This is a genomic window from Arthrobacter agilis, from assembly GCF_006494655.1.
In the GTDB taxonomy this organism is placed as follows: domain Bacteria; phylum Actinomycetota; class Actinomycetes; order Actinomycetales; family Micrococcaceae; genus Arthrobacter_D; species Arthrobacter_D agilis.
The window spans coordinates 159,904-176,042 of the sequence record NZ_VHIM01000002.1 but is presented as its reverse complement, the minus strand read 5'-3'; the positions used below and the strand labels follow the sequence as shown (position 1 = coordinate 176,042).

Annotated in this window: 22 protein-coding genes; 14 read left to right on the top strand and 8 right to left on the bottom strand. The window is 69.0% G+C overall.

What is annotated here, in order from left to right:
* Positions 1-50: 50 nt before the first annotated feature.
* Both FJV46_RS15170 and FJV46_RS03675 read left to right on the top strand, forming a co-directional pair.
* The gene (locus FJV46_RS15170; protein WP_158250131.1) at positions 51-224 is read left to right on the top strand and encodes a hypothetical protein; all 174 of its coding nucleotides are present in this window, start codon (positions 51-53) and stop codon (positions 222-224) included.
* A gap of 68 nt (positions 225-292) precedes the next feature.
* Positions 293-655 carry a TfoX/Sxy family protein gene (locus FJV46_RS03675; protein ID WP_087029870.1) on the top strand — a complete coding sequence of 121 codons (363 nt, stop codon included), beginning with the start codon at positions 293-295 and terminating at the stop codon, positions 653-655.
* 18 nt (positions 656-673) lie between these two features.
* Here FJV46_RS03675 and FJV46_RS03670 read toward each other — a convergent pair whose 3' ends face one another.
* Positions 674-1,618 (bottom strand): helix-turn-helix transcriptional regulator, encoded by a 945-nt coding sequence (locus tag FJV46_RS03670; RefSeq protein WP_087029873.1) that lies wholly within the window; start codon positions 1,616-1,618, stop codon positions 674-676.
* Between the two features lie 103 nt (positions 1,619-1,721).
* Here FJV46_RS03670 and FJV46_RS03665 point away from each other — a divergent pair, with 103 nt between their 5' ends.
* Both FJV46_RS03665 and FJV46_RS03660 read left to right on the top strand, forming a co-directional pair.
* On the top strand, positions 1,722-2,189 hold the full coding sequence (locus FJV46_RS03665) for a VOC family protein (RefSeq protein WP_087029876.1): 468 nt from the start codon (positions 1,722-1,724) through the stop codon (positions 2,187-2,189).
* A 97-nt stretch (positions 2,190-2,286) separates the two neighbouring features.
* Positions 2,287-2,709, top strand: coding sequence for a VOC family protein (locus FJV46_RS03660; protein ID WP_087029879.1), 423 nt, complete (start codon positions 2,287-2,289; stop codon positions 2,707-2,709).
* An 81-nt stretch (positions 2,710-2,790) separates the two neighbouring features.
* Here the strand turns inward: FJV46_RS03660 and FJV46_RS03655 are convergent, their stop codons facing one another.
* Together FJV46_RS03655 and FJV46_RS03650 are read right to left on the bottom strand one after the other, a co-directional pair.
* Positions 2,791-3,729 (bottom strand): DUF6807 family protein, encoded by a 939-nt coding sequence (locus tag FJV46_RS03655; protein ID WP_087029881.1) that lies wholly within the window; start codon positions 3,727-3,729, stop codon positions 2,791-2,793.
* The gene (locus tag FJV46_RS03650) at positions 3,726-4,910 is read right to left on the bottom strand and encodes a Gfo/Idh/MocA family protein (protein ID WP_087029884.1); all 1,185 of its coding nucleotides are present in this window, start codon (positions 4,908-4,910) and stop codon (positions 3,726-3,728) included. The genes FJV46_RS03655 and FJV46_RS03650 overlap by 4 nt, the downstream gene beginning before the upstream one ends.
* A 166-nt stretch (positions 4,911-5,076) precedes the next feature.
* On the opposite strand from FJV46_RS03650, the gene FJV46_RS03645 reads away from it, so the two are divergent.
* Complete coding sequence (locus FJV46_RS03645) at positions 5,077-6,129, top strand: LacI family DNA-binding transcriptional regulator (RefSeq protein WP_087029887.1); 1,053 nt, start codon at positions 5,077-5,079, stop codon at positions 6,127-6,129.
* Between the two features lie 14 nt (positions 6,130-6,143).
* Here FJV46_RS03645 and FJV46_RS03640 read toward each other — a convergent pair whose 3' ends face one another.
* The gene (locus FJV46_RS03640) at positions 6,144-6,368 is read right to left on the bottom strand and encodes a hypothetical protein (protein ID WP_126130630.1); all 225 of its coding nucleotides are present in this window, start codon (positions 6,366-6,368) and stop codon (positions 6,144-6,146) included.
* A 270-nt stretch (positions 6,369-6,638) separates the two neighbouring features.
* Between FJV46_RS03640 and FJV46_RS03635 the strand changes: the two genes are divergently transcribed.
* From FJV46_RS03635 to FJV46_RS03595, 9 genes are all read left to right on the top strand, one after another.
* Positions 6,639-7,367, top strand: a complete 729-nt coding sequence (locus FJV46_RS03635; protein ID WP_087029893.1) for a GAF and ANTAR domain-containing protein — start codon at positions 6,639-6,641, stop codon at positions 7,365-7,367.
* Complete coding sequence (locus FJV46_RS03630) at positions 7,364-7,660, top strand: hypothetical protein (RefSeq protein WP_087029895.1); 297 nt, start codon at positions 7,364-7,366, stop codon at positions 7,658-7,660. The genes FJV46_RS03635 and FJV46_RS03630 overlap by 4 nt, the downstream gene beginning before the upstream one ends.
* A 91-nt stretch (positions 7,661-7,751) precedes the next feature.
* Positions 7,752-8,039, top strand: a complete 288-nt coding sequence (locus FJV46_RS03625; RefSeq protein WP_087029898.1) for a hypothetical protein — start codon at positions 7,752-7,754, stop codon at positions 8,037-8,039.
* A 131-nt stretch (positions 8,040-8,170) separates the two neighbouring features.
* Positions 8,171-8,470, top strand: coding sequence for a hypothetical protein (locus FJV46_RS03620; protein ID WP_087029901.1), 300 nt, complete (start codon positions 8,171-8,173; stop codon positions 8,468-8,470).
* Positions 8,471-8,577: 107 nt separating this feature from the next.
* Positions 8,578-9,765, top strand: coding sequence for a Gfo/Idh/MocA family protein (locus FJV46_RS03615; RefSeq protein WP_087029904.1), 1,188 nt, complete (start codon positions 8,578-8,580; stop codon positions 9,763-9,765).
* Positions 9,762-10,916 (top strand): dihydrodipicolinate synthase family protein, encoded by a 1,155-nt coding sequence (locus tag FJV46_RS03610; protein ID WP_087029906.1) that lies wholly within the window; start codon positions 9,762-9,764, stop codon positions 10,914-10,916. The genes FJV46_RS03615 and FJV46_RS03610 overlap by 4 nt, the downstream gene beginning before the upstream one ends.
* A complete protein-coding gene (locus FJV46_RS03605; protein WP_087029909.1) occupies positions 10,913-11,806 on the top strand; it encodes a sugar phosphate isomerase/epimerase family protein in 894 nt (297 codons plus the stop codon). Before FJV46_RS03610 ends, FJV46_RS03605 begins: the two co-directional genes overlap by 4 nt.
* Before the next feature lie 9 nt (positions 11,807-11,815).
* Positions 11,816-12,205, top strand: coding sequence for a nuclear transport factor 2 family protein (locus FJV46_RS03600; protein ID WP_087029912.1), 390 nt, complete (start codon positions 11,816-11,818; stop codon positions 12,203-12,205).
* A 119-nt stretch (positions 12,206-12,324) separates the two neighbouring features.
* Complete coding sequence (locus FJV46_RS03595) at positions 12,325-13,113, top strand: SRPBCC family protein (protein WP_377004414.1); 789 nt, start codon at positions 12,325-12,327, stop codon at positions 13,111-13,113.
* 58 nt (positions 13,114-13,171) lie between these two features.
* On the opposite strand, the gene FJV46_RS03590 is transcribed toward FJV46_RS03595, so the two are convergent.
* The 4 genes from FJV46_RS03590 to tsaB all read right to left on the bottom strand — a co-directional run bounded on the left by FJV46_RS03590 (position 13,172) and on the right by tsaB (position 16,134).
* Positions 13,172-13,786: a GNAT family N-acetyltransferase gene (locus tag FJV46_RS03590; RefSeq protein WP_104150516.1), complete on the bottom strand. Its 615-nt coding sequence runs from the start codon at positions 13,784-13,786 to the stop codon at positions 13,172-13,174.
* A gap of 133 nt (positions 13,787-13,919) precedes the next feature.
* Complete coding sequence (gene tsaD, locus FJV46_RS03585) at positions 13,920-15,002, bottom strand: tRNA (adenosine(37)-N6)-threonylcarbamoyltransferase complex transferase subunit TsaD (RefSeq protein WP_087029915.1); 1,083 nt, start codon at positions 15,000-15,002, stop codon at positions 13,920-13,922.
* Complete coding sequence (rimI, locus tag FJV46_RS03580; protein WP_087029918.1) at positions 14,999-15,466, bottom strand: ribosomal protein S18-alanine N-acetyltransferase; 468 nt, start codon at positions 15,464-15,466, stop codon at positions 14,999-15,001. Before rimI ends, tsaD begins: the two co-directional genes overlap by 4 nt.
* Complete coding sequence (tsaB, locus tag FJV46_RS03575; RefSeq protein WP_087029921.1) at positions 15,463-16,134, bottom strand: tRNA (adenosine(37)-N6)-threonylcarbamoyltransferase complex dimerization subunit type 1 TsaB; 672 nt, start codon at positions 16,132-16,134, stop codon at positions 15,463-15,465. The genes rimI and tsaB overlap by 4 nt, the downstream gene beginning before the upstream one ends.
* Between the last annotated feature and the right edge of the window lie 5 nt (positions 16,135-16,139).

Genomic DNA, 16,139 nt, shown 5'->3' with positions numbered 1-16,139 from the left:
GCCGGTACGCTCACTGCAGCGATTGTTCGTTCCAGACATAGGGGATGCAAATGAACATGGGTGGACTCGGAATCCTGATCGTCCCTGTGATCTGGGCACTGATGGCCTTGGTCCTGTACGTGATCATCCGATTCGGTGTGAAGCACGGGATGCGCTCGTACTACGCCGAGGCCGCACGGCGTCCTGGCCCGTTCGACGGCGCTCCAGGTGAGTCGACGCCATAGGTGCATTCCGGTGTCTCCCTGACCCACCACGCCGCCTCGAGCAGCGTCACCTACCGAAAGGTCGTCTCGTGCCGTACGACATGCATCTCGCCGACCGGGTCCGCCGCGCGCTACCTGACCCTCGGCGCGTGCGCGAAGTGAAGATGTTCGGCGGCCTCGCCTTTATGGTGGACGGCCGCATGGCAGTATGCGTTCCCGCCGGTGGCGGTGCTCTGCTGGTTCGAGTCGCGCCTGAGAAGGATTCCGATCTGGTGTCGCGGCCGGGGGCGCGACGGGGCGAGATGGGGAAGGGCCGGTCGATGGGCGAGGGCTGGATCGCGATCGATGAGCGTGCCGTCGAGTTCGACCCTGATCTGCAGCACTGGATCGACGCTGCGCTCGACGTCAACACCCGAGGGGACGCCCACGACGACGTCAGCCCGGGTGGTTGAACACCGAGGAGGCAGTCCCTACCTCCCTACGGACGCGGACATCCGGCCGGCGAAGCCAGGAATCGAGTCGACGAACGCATCGGGTCCGAGAACCGTGAACGGGGCATCGAAACGCAGGATCCACGACATCAATCCTGCCCACGACCAGGAGCCCACCCGCACGCGGCAGGTGGTGTCGGACACCTGTTCCAGTTCTCCGTCACCGAGCCACGGGGCGATGTCGACCGACCGACGTTCGATCAGGAAATCGCCATAGCACGGCCATACGTCAGCGCTGTCGGAACCCTTCAGGCGTGCAGCGAGGTAGGTACGAGCATCACCTGTCGGGATCGGCCGTCGGGTGAACTGCGCTCCCGCTGGAACCTTCGGCGTCAGTTTGTCCAGCCGGTAGATGCGCCAGTCACCGCCGAGGAGATCCCAGGCGATGAGATACCAGCGACCGTTCCTGGCGATCACAGCATGCGGTTCAGCGACGCCGGGTGGTCGGCCGTCGCCGTCGTAGTGGAAACGTAGAGTTCTGTGCTCGCGGGTCGCGTCGATGACCCGCTCGAGAACGGTTGGATCGATGCGAATGGCCGAGCCCGCAGCGATGAAGCGGATGCCGTCGATCCGGTGCCGCAGGCGCGGGGGCATCACCTGCCGCACGGTCATCAGCGCCCGAGTGCCGGCATCATCGAGGTCCACACCGCTGGACGGCATGCTGTGCAGCGCCACCGCGATGGCGACGGCTTGCTCGTCGTCGAACAGCAGAGGCGGTAGCTCCGAGCCGGCGGCGAGTCGATATCCTCCATCCGGCCCTTTCATGGCGGTGATGGCGTACCCGAGCTCGCGAAGACGATCGACGTCACGCCGCACGGTACGCGATGTGACCATGAGCCGATCAGCAAGCACCTGCCCGGGCCAGTCGCGGCGGGATTGCAACAGGGACAGCAGCGTGAGCATACGGGAAGACGTTCCGGACATAACTCGAGTATCCGCCAAGTAGCGGACCTTCCCTGTCCTCTACCAGGAGCATTCTGTTCCTGCGGCAATAGCCGCAATCATCGGAGCATCGAAGGATCGACTCATGAGCATCGCTACCACCACCCACCTCAATTTCCGAGGCACCGCCCGACAGGCGCTGGAGTTCTACCAGTCCGTCTTCGGTGGGCGCCTCGACTCCGCCACCTACGGCGACTTCGGCATGCCGAAGGACGTCCCCGGCGCGGACCGGCTCGTGTTCGGGCAGGTCGAGTCCGAAGACGGGTTCAGGATCATGGCCTACGACGTCCCGGGTTCGGGCGCGACCGAGTCCGGAGTCACGCAGGGCACCACCTATCGCGAGAACGGGGCAACAATCACGGACCGCGCCTTCTTCCAGTCCCTCCGCGGCCAGACCCTCGACGAGGTCGCCACTCTCTGGGACGGACTCGCCGACGGCGCGGAGATCATCGAGCCGTTGGCCGCGTCGGCCTGGAGTCCTGGATTCGGCATGCTCACCGACCGCTTCGGCGTGACCTGGGTCATCGACGTCCAGGCCTCGTACGGCGCCTGAGCACCACCCTGCGCCGGCCCCTCGCGCACCCTGCGTGAGGGGCCCTGGCTGCGGGAGACGCTGGCCGGAGAACCACGATGATCGTTAGTCTCGGCCCATGACCGGATTTCCTCGGATACTCCACACGGTTCTCGACGCTACTGACGTACGAGGACTGGCGGAGTTCTACCGTCACTTGCTCGGACTCCAGTACCGGCCAGGCGATGAACACCCAGGTGACGGCGTGGCCGACGAGGCCGACTGGCTCGTTCTGACCGATGGGCAGGGCAACCGCAAACTCGCATTCCAGCACGTCGATCGTCAGGAACGGACGACCTGGCCCTCGCCCGATGTGCCGATGCAGCTGCATCTCGATCTGACCGTTCCTGACCGGGACACACTCGGGCATCACCATTCCAGGGCGCTCTCGCTAGGGGCAGAGCTGCTCTTCGACCGTACGGACGACCCGGACGAACCGCTGTACGTCTACGCCGACCCGGCCGGTCATCCGTTCTGCATCTTCGTGGCGTCGCGGCTCTGACCGGCCCGTCGGGTCCGGTGAACACTCGAGCAAGGTGGTACCGGCACGACAGAGACCTGGAAGGTGACGAATCACCAAGCCTTACAGACCGGGTTCTTCGGCGTCCGGAGACGCCGGAAGGGGGACGGCAGCCGCACCTGCGAAGGCAACTGGCTGAACGGCGCCATCAGCAGTGAGCAGCGACCACGTCCAATCCCACTGGCCATCGGGGCCGAGCCGGAGTTCCCGGTGGAAGAAAGGCGCCGCGCACAGCATCGGTGTGTCCGAGACCCTCACGAACCAGGGAGTCGTACCGCCAGGGTTGGCCGGCGCGGAGACCATGAGGACGGAGGCGTCGGCTGATCTCACACCGAGCCAGTCTCCCCGGGTTCCGCGCGCGTCCGCTTCGCCGACCTCGACGGCGCCGGGGGTCCGGGCAGCCCCCGTCTCCGGATGGTCCACCGCCGTGATCACGTCAGCCCCATCGAAGTCCGGCGCCAGCCGCAGGAAGAAGCCGCCGTAGCCGGCGTCGGGCCGTCCCGCCGTCGTGGGGCTCCCGAAGGCGAGCTCGGCTCCGCTGCTGTTCCGCCAGCGACTGCGGACCGTGGTGCGGTTCCAGGCAACGCCGCCCGCCTGGACGGAGTCCATGGACCAGGACCGTTCCTCGGTCAGGATCGCGGCGCCGTCCGGTGCACTCCAGGCCAGCTGCTGGGCCACCCGGCCGCCCCCCGCACGGACCGACCCGACGGACTGCACTCCGTTGTTGTCCAGCTGGACGTACCCCTCGCCGTGGCAGTAGGTAGGGCCGCCCCACAGGTTCACCGGGTGCGGCCGTCCCGCGACGGCGATCGTGGAGACCGCGATGCCGAGGCCGTGGTGCCAGGCGTGGTCGGACGGCCGATCGTCGGAGATCACGCTCCCGTCGGGCGTCAGGACCGGATGGACGAATGGGCGCGGGGAATGGTCGGCGGGGAGATCCGCGCCGTCGTGCAGGAGGCCGAACGGACGGCTGCCCTGCATCAGGGGGACGGACCCGGTCACGCCGTCGACCCCCGCGTGACGGGCGCCTCGTCAGCCGGACGACGGACGGCGGGCCTCCCCTCCTCCACCGGAGCCGCCAGCGGACCGCGCAATGCCGGATCGACGAGATCGCCGCGTCGGATCCAGCGGCCCTCACGGGCAGAGGCGTAGATGCCCGTGACGATCTCGAGGGCTCGGCTGGGGTACGCCACCACAGCGGGCATCCCCTGCCCGGCCTGCAGCGACGCGTAGATGTCGGTGAGCAGGGCGTCGTGCCCGCTGGGTACCTCGCGCTCGGGAAGGCGCCAGGACGCCGCTGTCTGCTCATCGACGTGCTCCGCCGCCGTGATCGTCCAGTCCGCGTGGGAGTGACCGTACAGATGCTCGAGCTCGATGGTCGCGTGCTCGGTGTCGATCCGGAGCAGGCTCGACTGCCGGGGGGCCAGGACGGTGGTGACCACGGAGGCCACGGCGCCCGAGGCGAAGACGAGGGACGCGTGGGAGAGATCCTCCGTCTCGACATCGTGCTGCTGCCGCCAGAGCGTGGCATGGACGGACTCCCACTCGCCCAGGAGGTACGCCAGCAGGTCGATCTGATGGCTGCCGTGGCTGAGGGTGGTCCCGCCTCCCTCCGTGGCCCACGTTCCCCGCCACGGCACGTCGAAATATTCGGGCGTGCGGTACCAGTGCGTCTGGCACAGCGCCGCGAGCGGTCTGCCCAGGGCACCGGAATCCAGCAACTCCTTCACCGTCGCAGCCGCGGAGCCCGAACGCTGCTGGAACACGACGGCGAGTCCCCTGTCCGCGGCCCGGCCGGCACCGATCATGCCGTCGAGCTGATCGAGGCTGAGTGCCGCCGGCTTCTCGACGACGACATGCGCGCCGGCGGCGAAGGCAGCGGCGGCCTGCTCGGCGTGCCCGCCCGGCGGCGTGCAGATGTGCAGGACGTCGATATCCGCGCCCGCGAGCATCGCGGCCAGCGACGCGTGCCGCGAGGGAACACCGTAGAGGTCGGCGAAACCGGTCAGCTGCTGCTTGGAGGGGTCCGCCGCAGCGACGAGGTCCACCCCCTCGAGAGTCGCGAGGGCTGCCGCATGGAGGTGTGCCACCCCTCCTGTTCCGAGGATGGCGGCGCGCAGGGGGCGGGGAGTGACCGCGGCGTCGTCGTCGGCGCGGGCGGAAAATCCGGTCGGGCGCGTCATGGGGACGGCTCCTCATCGTCGGGCAGGAATACGATCTCGGGAACACTAGCAGAGAAAGCGCTTACCGACGCCTCCGGCCCCCGCATGGCGACGTGCAACAATGGCTTTTTGATGCGGAACAGGTGCGGTCGGACGTTCCGCATCTCCACCCCCAGGAGAACGAGCGATGTCGGCACCGGTCAGCAAGAGTCCAGCGACGCTGCACGACGTCGCTCGCGAGGCCGGGGTGTCGCTCGCCACGGCGTCCAGGTCGCTCAACGGCAGCGCCCGCAAGGTGAACGAGTCCTACCGGCTGCGTGTGGTGGAGGCAGCCCAGCGACTCGGCTACACCACCAATCTGTTCGCCCAGGCCGTGGCCAAGGGCAGCACCACCACGGTGGCCCTCATTGTCGCCGATATCGCCGACCCCTACTTCTCCAGCATCGCGGCCGGCGTGATCGACGCCGCCGGCAACGAGAATCTCGTGGTGACCATCGCGGTGACCGGCCGCAGTTCGGAACGCGAGCTCGATACCGTGCGTGCCCTACGCGGCCAGCGCCCGAAGGTGATGATCCTCGCCGGGTCGCGGACCACGGGATCGCCCTACGAGGAGCACCTGCGCGCGGAGCTGTCGTCCTTCGAGGACACGGGCGGCAAGGTGGCCTTCATCAGCCAGGACGCCGCACCGTTCGCGACAGTGCTCCTCGACAACCGTGGGGGCGCCCGGGACCTGGCCATCGCTTTGGCCGGCCTGGGGTACCGACGAGTAGCCGTGATCACGGGACCCGCCGAGATCAGGACGGCGGAAGAGCGACTCGACGGATTCAGGACCGGACTCGCGGAACACGGCATCCCCCTGCTGCCCGAGCAGATCATTCACGCCGACTTCACCCGGGAGGGGGGCTATCGCGGCACGCAGGAACTCCTGGCGTCCGGTGCCCCGGTGGATCTGATCTTCGCTGTCAACGACGTGATGGCCGTCGGGGTGGTCTCGGCGCTGCGCGATGCCGGGGTGGTACCCGGACAGGACATCGGCGTCGCGGGCTTCGACGACATCCCAACGGTGCGCGACATCACCCCGGCCCTCTCCACCGTGCGGATTCCCCTGGAGGACGTGGGCCGTCACGCCCTCCGACTCGCGACGGGCACCGCGACCGACGCCGCTGCCGTGCAGCAGGCCGTTTCGACGGAGACGATCATCCGTGGCAGCACGCCTCCGCGTGACGCCACGGCCGGCTGATACCGGCGCCGGTATCAGAACGGCAGGACGGAATCCGGCCGCGCTTCCTGCGCGGCGAGCTTCGCCACATCCTCAATGGGAAGTTCCGCCACCTCTGCCACCACGGTGATGTCCTCGCCGTGGATGAGCGCCTCGGCCACGGCCTCCTGCAGCACCAGTTCGGCGCGGTCGAGTTCGAACTCGACGTCCTCCTTGTCGGCAGCGGCAACGCGGATCTTCTGCAGGTCATTCTTCGACATGGCGCTGGGGTACCTCACGTTCGGGGTCGACGGCGTGACGGTGGCGCGCCCGCTGGACCGGTCGAGGACCATGGCTGCAGTGGCGGTGACATCGTCGCGATAATCCTAACCAGAGGAACCCGACTCGTGGTGAGTATTTTCCGGGGGAGCCCGGGAGCGTGACACGCCCGGTTAGGATGAGTCCAGCGGGTCGCCGGCAACGTGCGATCGTGGTCCAGCAGAGGGCCCGTGGCGCCAGGATCAAGCCTGGCATGACGTTCGAGGCAACTGATGGATCCTTCCCCCCTCTCCAGCGAACTGGGCACGACCCTCGGCCGCATCCGCGGGCTGGTGCTCACTCAGGAGACCGCCCAGCACGCCGTGGACCTCCTGGCCCAGGTGGCGCAGGACACCACGCCCAACGCCTCCGGCGCCGGCGTCTCGCTCATCCACGGGGGCCACCGGGTGAGTGTCGGTGCCACCGACGACCTCGTCCGCAGTGCCGACGACCTCCAGTACACGCTGGGTGAAGGACCGTGCCTTGCCGCCTGGTCCACCCGCGAGGCCGTCATGCTCGAGGACACATCCTCCGACCAGCGCTTTCCCGCATGGAGCAGCGCCGCGTCCGCGGAGGGCGTCAGATCCTGTTTCAGCGTGCCCCTCCTGCGGGGACGCGACGCGATCGGTGCCATGAAGGTCTACTCTGCTGTTCCTGCCGCCTTCGACGAAGCCGACAAGACCCGGCTCCGCAGCCTTTCGGTGGCAGCCTCCGCGCTCCTCGGCCATGTGCAGACGAGCGCCACCTCGACACGCATCAGCAGCGAACTCCGCGCGTCCCTGCGCTCCCGCGATCTCGTCGGCATGGCTAAGGGGATCCTGATGCAGCGCGAGGGCCTGACCGAGGCCGAGGCGCTGGCCGACCTGACCGCCAGGGCGCGCAGCAGCGGCGTCCCGTTCCGGCAGCTCACCGCGGACATCGTCAACGGCTTCGGTGCCTCGGAGGAGAAGGAGACGCGGTGACGCCTTTTCCCTATGCGGAGGAGCAGCGGTCACTGATCGATGCGGCAGTCGTCGAGTCCGGCCTGTCCGTCGGCGACGTGTGGCTGCGCTACTTCTCCCTCAGCGGTGACGTCGACGAGTACGAGGTCGAGGCCTACCTCACCGGCATCATGCCGCTGCCCCCGCTCGAGTGTGATCTGCTCGCACTCGCCGTGAACGAGCTCATCGACGACCTTCCACCGAGAAAGCGTGCTCCCTTCAGCGACGACCTCGCCCGGGCACGCGCCGGATCCGGGGACACGACGCAGCAGTAGCTCCGCCGCATCGGGCTCCGGGTTACTACGCGTCACTACTGCAGGTGATGACGACGCGTACGCTGTCGGTCGCGCGTCGTACCCTCGTCGCATGGCTGAACGACCGGGATGGCACGGCATCCCACCCAGTGCTGACAGATACATTCCTCCGCTCCAGCTCGACGCTCCGAGGGAAGCCATCACCGCGCCGGAGAAGTCCCCGGCCCTGTGGATCGACCTTGACTACGCGGACGGCTCCGCGCGCACGGTGCGCGGCTTCGCCATGGCGTGGACCGGGACCGCCGTCCTCGCCCAGTGGATCGAGTTCTCGCGCGCGCGGGAGGCGTGGGTCGAGGCGGCCCGCTGCCGTCGGCGGTCGAGGGTCCCGCGGTCCGGCTGAGCCATCTACCCCTCCGGCCTCCCCCGCCCCCTCGTAGAGTGGTGGCATGGACAGGACGACGTCGAGCACCGCGCCCCCGCCGTTTCCCGTGCCGGCGCGCGCCGGGTGCGGTGCGGCGGAGCGCGTACATCATGCCTGACGCTGCAGGGTGGCACGGGCTGCCCCCGACGACGCATCAGTACCTGCCGCCCGTCCAGCTCGACGCTCCGACCGAGGGCATCACGGAGTCCGTCTCCCCCGCACCTGCCCTGTGGGTGGACCTCGAGTACCCGAACGGATCGGTCCAGACCGTCCGCGGCTTCGCGATGGCCTGGACGCCGTCCGCGGTCCTGGCCCAATGGGTCGAATTCTCGATCGCACGGGAGGCGTGGGTCCGGCCCGATCAGTGCACGCGCCGCCGGATCCCGCAGCGGTCCGACGCGGAACAGTAGGCGGGCACCTCACGATATTGCCCCCGACTTCTTCTTCCCTTACACTCGCGGTAAGCGTTTTCCGAAGCGCCAGAATCGCACGCCACGGCCGGGAACAAGGAGCAACAATGTCAACGAGGACAATCGGGATCATCATGAACGGCGTCTCCGGACGCATGGGGTACCGCCAGCATCTGGTGCGCTCCATCCTCGCGATCCGCGACCAGGGCGGAGTCCTGCTGTCGGACGGCACGCGCGTGCAGGTGGAGCCGATCCTCGTGGGCCGCAATGAAGCGAAGCTCGCCGAGCTGGCGGCGAAGCACGGCATCGAGCACTACTCCACGGATCTCGACAGTGTCCTGGCAGACCCCACCTGGGAGATCTACGCCGACTTCCTCGTCACCAAGGCGCGCTCCGCGGCCATCCGCAAGGCCATCGCCGCCGGCAAGGCCATCTACACGGAGAAGCCGACGGCGGAGACGGCCGAGGATGCCCTCGAACTCGCCAACCTCGCCGAAGCCGCCGGGATCAAGAACGGCGTCGTGCACGACAAGCTGTACCTGCCCGGCATGCAGAAACTGAAGCGCCTGATCGACTCCGGTTTCTTCGGCCGCATCCTCTCCGTGCGCGGGGAGTTCGGCTACTGGGTGTTCGAGGGCGACTGGCAGGACGCCCAGCGGCCCAGCTGGAACTACCGCGCCGAGGACGGCGGCGGGATCGTGGTCGACATGTTCCCGCACTGGAGCTACGTCCTGGAGAACCTCTTCGGCAAGGTGGAGTCCGTCTACGCCCGCGCCGTGACGCACATCGGCGAGCGCGTCGACGAGCAGGGCCATCCCTACCCGGCCACGGCCGACGACGCCGCATACGCGGTGTTCGAGCTCGAGGGTGGCATCATCGCCCAGCTCAACTCGAGCTGGGCCGTTCGGGTGGACCGCGACGAGCTGGTGCAGTTCCAGGTGGACGGCACCCACGGCTCCGCCGTCGTCGGGCTCTTCGGCTGCAAGATCCAGCCACGCAACGCCAGCCCGAAGCCCGTGTGGAACCCGGATCTTGAGGACAGTCACGACTACGACGCCGACTGGATGGGTGTGCCCACCAACGAGGTCTTCGAGAACGGCTTCAAGACGCAGTGGGAGGACTTCCTCCGTCACGTCCTCGAGGATGCGCCGCATCCCTACGACTTCCTCGCCGGAGCACGCGGGATGTACCTCGCGGAGCAGGGCCTCGAGAGTTCGCGGTCGGGGCGCCGCCTCGACATGGAGGACGTGCGCACCACATCGCTCCCCCGCGAAGACGCGGTCGCGTCGGCATGATCACCCTCGTCGACGCGACGGGAGCCACTTCCGTCACCGAGCTGAACCCCTCCCCCTCCTTCTCGAAGCCGACGGCACCACTCACCAGCCGCACGGTGTATGCGGCCGCGCACGTGGTGCCACGGACGACGGCGGACAACGTGCCGGGTGCTCCCGCGGATCTCGACTGGGACGCGACCCTCGCCTTCCGCCATCACCTGTGGTCCTGGGGGCTGGGTGTCGCGGATGCCATGGACACCGCGCAGCGGAACATGGGGCTCGATGCTGCCGCCACGCGGGAGCTCATCACACGCAGCGCCGCGGAGGCACGCTCGGTCGGCGGCGCACTGGTCGTCGGGGTGAACACCGATCACATCGAGGACAGGGTCATCTCCCTCGAGGCGGTGATCGACGCGTACAAGCACCAGCTGCATCTCACCGAGGACGCCGGCGCTTCCGTGGTGCTGATGGCGAGCCGTCACCTCGCGCGGGCTGCGCAGTCGGCGGAGGACTACGAGCGCGTGTACTCCGAGGTGCTGGCCGCCGCGGGCGCACCCGTGATCCTGCACTGGCTCGGCAGCGCCTTCGACCCCGAACTCGGTTCCTACTTCGGCTCGTCCGCGACGGACGCGGCGTCGTCGACCCTGCTCAAGATCATCGCGAATACGCCGGACAGGGTGGCGGGCGTGAAGATGAGCCTGTTGGACGCCGCCGCCGAGCGGGCGGTCAGGGCCCAGCTGAACGAGCCCGCGCGCATGTTCACCGGTGACGACTTCAACTACGTCTCCCTGATGGGCGGGGACTCCTCGGGGTACTCCGACGCCCTCCTCGGTGCGTTCGCGGCGCTCGGCCCGCACGCGTCGGCAGCCGTGCAGGCGCTCGACGCCGGCGACACCGCCGCCTACCAGAGCATCCTCGGCCCCACCGAGGCGCTGTCCCGCCAGATCTTCGCGGCTCCGACCTTCTACTACAAGACGGGCGTGGCGTTCCTCAGCTGGCTCAACGGGCACCAGCCCGGCGTGGGAATGGTGGGCGGGCTGCATGCCGCCCGCAGCCTCCCGCACCTCTCGGAGATCGTCCGGCTCGCGAACGACTGCGGTGCACTCGAGCAGCCGGAGCTCGCGCGTGAGCGCTGGCACGCCCTCCTGGCCGTCAGCGGGGTTCCGGCATGAGCACCGCACCCCACGACCGGCTGTCCATCAACCAGGCCACCATCAAGTACGCGCCGCTCGCCGAGGCGCTGGCGGTGACCGCGGACGCCGGGATCGGCAGTATCGGGCTCTGGCGGGACTCCGTCCAGGCCGTCTCGCTGCCGGAGGCCGCCCGGCTGCTCACCCGCTCGGGGCTCCGGTTCTCGAGCCTCTGCCGTGGGGGCTTCTTCACGGTGCCGGAGGGTCCGGCCAGGCGGTCGGCGATGGAGGACAACCGCAGGGCCATCGAGGAGACAGCCCGGCTTGCCGACGCGGGAGCCCCGGGTTCGGCCGCCGTCCTCGTCATGGTCGCGGGAGGCCTGCCGCAGGGTTCCCGGGACATCGCCGGCGCGCGATCGATGGTCGAGGATGCCCTCGCCGAGCTCGCGCCGGTCGCCGCGGCCGCCGGCGTGCGACTGGCGCTCGAGCCGCTGCACCCCATGTACGCGGCGGATCGCGCCGTCATCTCGACCCTGGGCCAGGCACTCGACCTCGCGGCACCGTTCGACCCGGCCGTGGTGGGCGTCGTCGTGGACACCTTCCACGTGTGGTGGGACCCGGACCTCGATGCGCAGATCGCGAGGGCGGGGCGTGAGGACCGCATCGCGAGCTATCAGGTCTGCGACTGGCGGACGCCCCTGGAGGCGGATGTGTTGCTCTCCCGCCACTATCCCGGCGCCGGCATCGTCGATTTCGCCTCGATCACCACCGCGGTGGAGCGCGTGGGCTACCGCGGCGACGTCGAAGTGGAGATCTTCAACCAGGAGATCTGGGACACCGCCCCTGCCACTGCCGTCGCGCGGACGATCGACGGGTTCCAGTCGGCCGTCGCCCCCCACCTGGCCGCGCGATACGCGGGTGCGCGCCGGTAGCATCGGCCTATGGAATCTACCGAGGTTGTCCGGCAGTACTGGTCGTCCGTCTGGAGCAGGGACTGGCACGCGGTGGGCCTGACCCTGGCGGAGGACGTGGAGGTCTTCTGGCCCGTGACGCGGGAGATCATCCGCGGCCGCGAGAACATGGTCGCCGTGAACCGGGAGCACCCGAACGGCTGGAGCATCGACGTGCTCAATGTGTACGACGCAGGTGATGTCGTGGTCTCGGAGGTCCAGGTACCCCAGGAGGACGTCGGCATCTTCCGCGTGGTCTCCTTCTGGACCGTCGCCGGGGGCGTCATCACCTCCGGCCGCGAGTACTGGACCAGGTACGGCGGGGAGGAGGGCCGTGACTGGCGCCTCAAGTACGCGTCCGTCGGGGATCTCGCGCCGTGAACAGGTGCTGGCACGTACAGAGCACCATCCCATAAGCTAAGCATGCTGATGAATTGGTCAGCGACCGTATGCAGAGCCAGGGAGGCATGATGAGCACGAAGGTCGAAGAAACTGTTGTAGTGAATCTTCCGGTGACAACCGTGTACAACCAGTGGACCCAGTTCGAGGAGTTCCCGCACTTCATGGGCGGCGTCAAGCAGATCACGCAGCTCGGCGACGACCGCATGGAGTGGGTTGCCGAGATCGGTGGGGTCCGGCGCCAGTGGGAGGCCCGCATCGTCGAACAGGTGCCTGACCGGAAGGTCTCCTGGGCTGCGACGGAAGGCGCCACCAACGCGGGGTCCGTGTCCTTCGACGACCTCGGCGGGACCACGCGCGTCAACCTCGTCCTCGAGTACGAGCCCGAGGGCCTCGTGGAGAAGGTGGGCGACAAGCTGAACGTCGTCGAGAACCAGGCGAAGAAGGATCTCGAGAACTTCAAGGAGTTCATCGAATCGGAGACCTACGCCACCGGCGCATGGCGCGGGTCCGTGCCCGGCGTCGGAGGAACCCCGACCGTCGAGGACGCCGCGGGCACCCAGGGCGACAGCGGCAAGGCCGGCGTGTCCGGGAAGGTCGCCGCCGGAGTGGGCATCGCGGCTGCTGCTGCCGTGGCCGGGGCCGCCGCAGCGGCCGCGGGCAAGAAGGAGGACGAGGACGACGTCGTGGTGGAAGCCGTACCTGCGACGGACTCGACACCCACGGCGCCCGAGACCACTCCGGTGGTCGCGGACGACGACGTCCTCGACGCCGAGCCCGTGCCCGCCGTGGACGGCGTGCCGGGCACCGGGGTTCCCTCGGAAGCCGTGGGCTCCCGGGACGAGGCGTTCCTCGCGGGTGACACGACGGACCGCAGGGGCACGCTCTAGGAACCCTCTTGCGACGAGAGCGGACCGGAACCCTCGGGGATCCGGTCCGCTCTCGTCGTCACCCGCCGAGGAGTACGCGGTACTGCGGGTTCCCGGCGAGGAAGGCCTGCACCTCGCTGCAGTACGGAAGGGCGGACAGGCGCCGCTTGTGGGCGTTCAGCAGGACGCTGCGGATCAGCACCTGCTCCAGGCCGGCCCCCTCGAAGGCCGCTGCGATCACCGTGCGGTGCAGCCTGACCGTGCCCGCGCGCATCGAGTAGGAGACGTAGCCGGCGAGCACGCCGTCCCGGAACAGCTCGAACCGGTGGTTCATCGGATTGTCGCGGAACGTCCCGCGGGGTGCCGCGCCCCCAGATTCGCGCGCCTCCCCCTCACGCCGCTCCAGCTCGTCTATCACGCGCTCGAAGTCGTCCGCCGCGCCGTAGGGAGGCGCCTCGGTGTCGAGCGCACGATAGAGCTGGTTGCTCCACCGCCGAAGCTGCCGGTTGGTGGCATCGGCGAGGGACCAGGGCAGGGCCGCCGGCTCGTCGTCCGACGGCACGACCTCCAGCTCGCCGAACGATGTCAGGCCGGGCAAGCCCCGGGCGGCGTCGTCGCCGTACGTGAGGGTCGAGGGGAGCTCGGCGTCCGCGGTGGAGCGGGCAGGGGCGGAGAAAGGGACAGTTACGGTCATGACGTCACCAGGGGTAAAAGGGGGCAGGCCGTCTTCTTGACCTGGTTCCCAACCTAGCTGTTACTTCGGTTTCTGTACAGCTAGTTTGCCTAGCTTTATGCCGGCTGACGGTCCGTCGGCCTCTCGCGCCGCATCAGGAGCGGGGCAGTGCGATGGTCGTGACGGGAAGCGACGGATCGGTGCCGAAGGCGATGCCACTGGGCTGCGCACCGCGCATAACGATCTGCGCACCGAGGGCGGCGACCATGGCTCCGTTGTCAGTGCACAATGCCGGCGCGGGGACGGTCAGGGTGATGCCGGCCGCAGCACACCGCTCGGCCGTCAGCTCGCGCAACCGCCGGTTGGCCGCGACCCCTCCCCCGAGCAGGAGATTCGTGATGCCGTGCTCGCGGCAGGCGAGGACCGCTTTCGAGGTGATGATGTCCACCACGGCCTCCTGGAAGGACGCGGCGATGTCGGCGACGGGAAGCTCGAGCCCGGCGGTCTCGTACTGCTCCACGCTCCGGGCGACGGCGGTCTTGAGTCCGCTGAAGGACCAGTCGTAGCGGTGCGGGCCTGGCGCCTCGGCAGTTCCCATGTACTTGGGTTGCGACAGTCCGCGCGGAAACCGGATGGCCGTGGGGTCGCCGTCGCGCGCCAGCCGGTCGATCGCGGGACCACCCGGATAGCCGAGCCCGAGGATGCGCGCCGTCTTGTCGTACGCCTCGCCGGCGGCGTCGTCGATCGTGGACCCGAGCAGTTCGACGTCGTGCGCGAGGTCTCCGACACGCAGGATCTCCGTGTGCCCGCCGGAGACGAGGAGGGCGCCGAGATTCGATGGCAGGCCGTCGGGGAACGTCCCGCCGAGGATGCCCACACCGACGTGCGCGACGAGATGGTTGATCGCGTACAGCGGCGTGCCCGTGGCGACGGCGAGCGCCTTCGCGGCGGACACGCCGACCATGAGGGCGCCGGAGAGACCGGGCCCGGCCGTGACCGCGATGGCGTCGAGGTCCGCGAGGGTCACGCCGGCGTCGTCGAGCGCGGCCTGCAACGTGGGCACGAAGGCCTCGAGGTGCGCCCGCGAGGCGATCTCCGGGATGACGCCGCCGAAGCGCACGTGCTCGTCCATGGAGGAGGACACCGTGTTGGTCAGCAATTCGGTGCCCCGGACGATCCCGACGCCGGTCTCGTCGCAGGAGGACTCGATGCCGAGGACGAGTGGTTGCGTGATCACGGGGTGGTCCCTTCCGTGGCAGGCAGGACGAGCTGCATGACCCAGGCGTCCACGCCGTCCCTGTAGTACTTCTTCCGCGTGTGGATCCGCGCGAACCCGAAGCGCGTGTAGAGGTGCTGGGCGCGGGGATTGTCCGCGCGGACCTCGAGCATCACCGTGTCGGCGCCACGTCGGCGGGCCTCGCCGAGCAGTTCGGTGAGCATGGCCCTGCCTATCCCCTGACCTTCAACGCGGGGCAGCACGCCGATGGTCTGGATGTCCGCCGTCGTGTCGATGACCATGACCCCGGCGTAGCCCACGGGAACGCCGTCCGCCTCCGCCACGATGTAGCGCCGCGTGTCCGGCTGGAAGAATTCCGTGTAGAACATCTCGAGCGGCCAGGCGTCGGTGGGGAACAGCTCGTTCTCCAGCCGGCCGATGGCCTCGATGTCCTCGAAGGCGAGGTCGCGCAGGGTGAAGTTCACGCCGTCGCCCGCTTCCGGGGTCCCGGCACCCTGGCGTCGGACTCGCGCAGGTAGAGCGGCGTGGTGTCCAGCAGCGGCTGACGTGCGACGAGGCGGGCGTGGGCGGCGCGGCCGAGCGAGACAGCATCGGGGTCCGCCGTGGCGAAGGCCGGGACGGCGACGACGTCGGCCGGATAGAGACTCGCGGCACGCCCGACGAGGGGCAGCCCCCGCGGAAGGGTGCCGGCCGCGCCGACGTGCGGCCCCTCCAGCAGCTCCGGAACGGCAGCCCCCGATGACCGGTAGGAGGCCCAGTACACCTCGCCCCGGCGGGCGTCCGTGCCGACGAGGAAATCCGTCCCGCCGACCGCCCCGGCGGCGACGGCCTCGAAGGCCAGCGCGTCGAGACTCATGACACCGTGCAGCGGCACGCCCCACACGAAGCTCAGCGTGCGCGCCGTGACCAGTCCGGCCCGCAGACCGGTGAACGGCCCCGGTCCCACCCCGGCGATGACGGCGTCGAGGTCCGATCCGGACACGTCGGCGTCGGCGAGCACCCGTTGCACGGCAGGTGCGAGCACCTCGGCATGGGAGCGCGTGTCGCCGCTGCCGAACCGGCCGACGACGTCGTCGTCGAGGAGGAGAGCGACGGTCGCCGCGGCGGAGGTATCGAGGGCGAGGAGAAGCACCCGAC

Coding starts and splice junctions, on each gene's coding strand:
- FJV46_RS03635 (WP_087029893.1), top strand. CDS start 6,639: ATGGATCCTTCCCCCCTCTCCAGCGAACTGGGCACGACCCTCGGCCGC.
- FJV46_RS03615 (WP_087029904.1), top strand. CDS start 8,578: ATGTCAACGAGGACAATCGGGATCATCATGAACGGCGTCTCCGGACGC.
- FJV46_RS03665 (WP_087029876.1), top strand. CDS start 1,722: ATGAGCATCGCTACCACCACCCACCTCAATTTCCGAGGCACCGCCCGA.
- FJV46_RS03600 (WP_087029912.1), top strand. CDS start 11,816: ATGGAATCTACCGAGGTTGTCCGGCAGTACTGGTCGTCCGTCTGGAGC.
- FJV46_RS03605 (WP_087029909.1), top strand. CDS start 10,913: ATGAGCACCGCACCCCACGACCGGCTGTCCATCAACCAGGCCACCATC.
- FJV46_RS03670 (WP_087029873.1), bottom strand. CDS start 1,618: ATGTCCGGAACGTCTTCCCGTATGCTCACGCTGCTGTCCCTGTTGCAA.
- FJV46_RS03645 (WP_087029887.1), top strand. CDS start 5,077: ATGTCGGCACCGGTCAGCAAGAGTCCAGCGACGCTGCACGACGTCGCT.
- FJV46_RS03620 (WP_087029901.1), top strand. CDS start 8,171: ATGCCTGACGCTGCAGGGTGGCACGGGCTGCCCCCGACGACGCATCAG.
- FJV46_RS03590 (WP_104150516.1), bottom strand. CDS start 13,786: ATGACCGTAACTGTCCCTTTCTCCGCCCCTGCCCGCTCCACCGCGGAC.
- FJV46_RS03640 (WP_126130630.1), bottom strand. CDS start 6,368: ATGTCGAAGAATGACCTGCAGAAGATCCGCGTTGCCGCTGCCGACAAG.
- FJV46_RS03650 (WP_087029884.1), bottom strand. CDS start 4,910: ATGACGCGCCCGACCGGATTTTCCGCCCGCGCCGACGACGACGCCGCG.
- FJV46_RS03625 (WP_087029898.1), top strand. CDS start 7,752: ATGGCTGAACGACCGGGATGGCACGGCATCCCACCCAGTGCTGACAGA.
- FJV46_RS03660 (WP_087029879.1), top strand. CDS start 2,287: ATGACCGGATTTCCTCGGATACTCCACACGGTTCTCGACGCTACTGAC.
- FJV46_RS03610 (WP_087029906.1), top strand. CDS start 9,762: ATGATCACCCTCGTCGACGCGACGGGAGCCACTTCCGTCACCGAGCTG.
- FJV46_RS15170 (WP_158250131.1), top strand. CDS start 51: ATGAACATGGGTGGACTCGGAATCCTGATCGTCCCTGTGATCTGGGCA.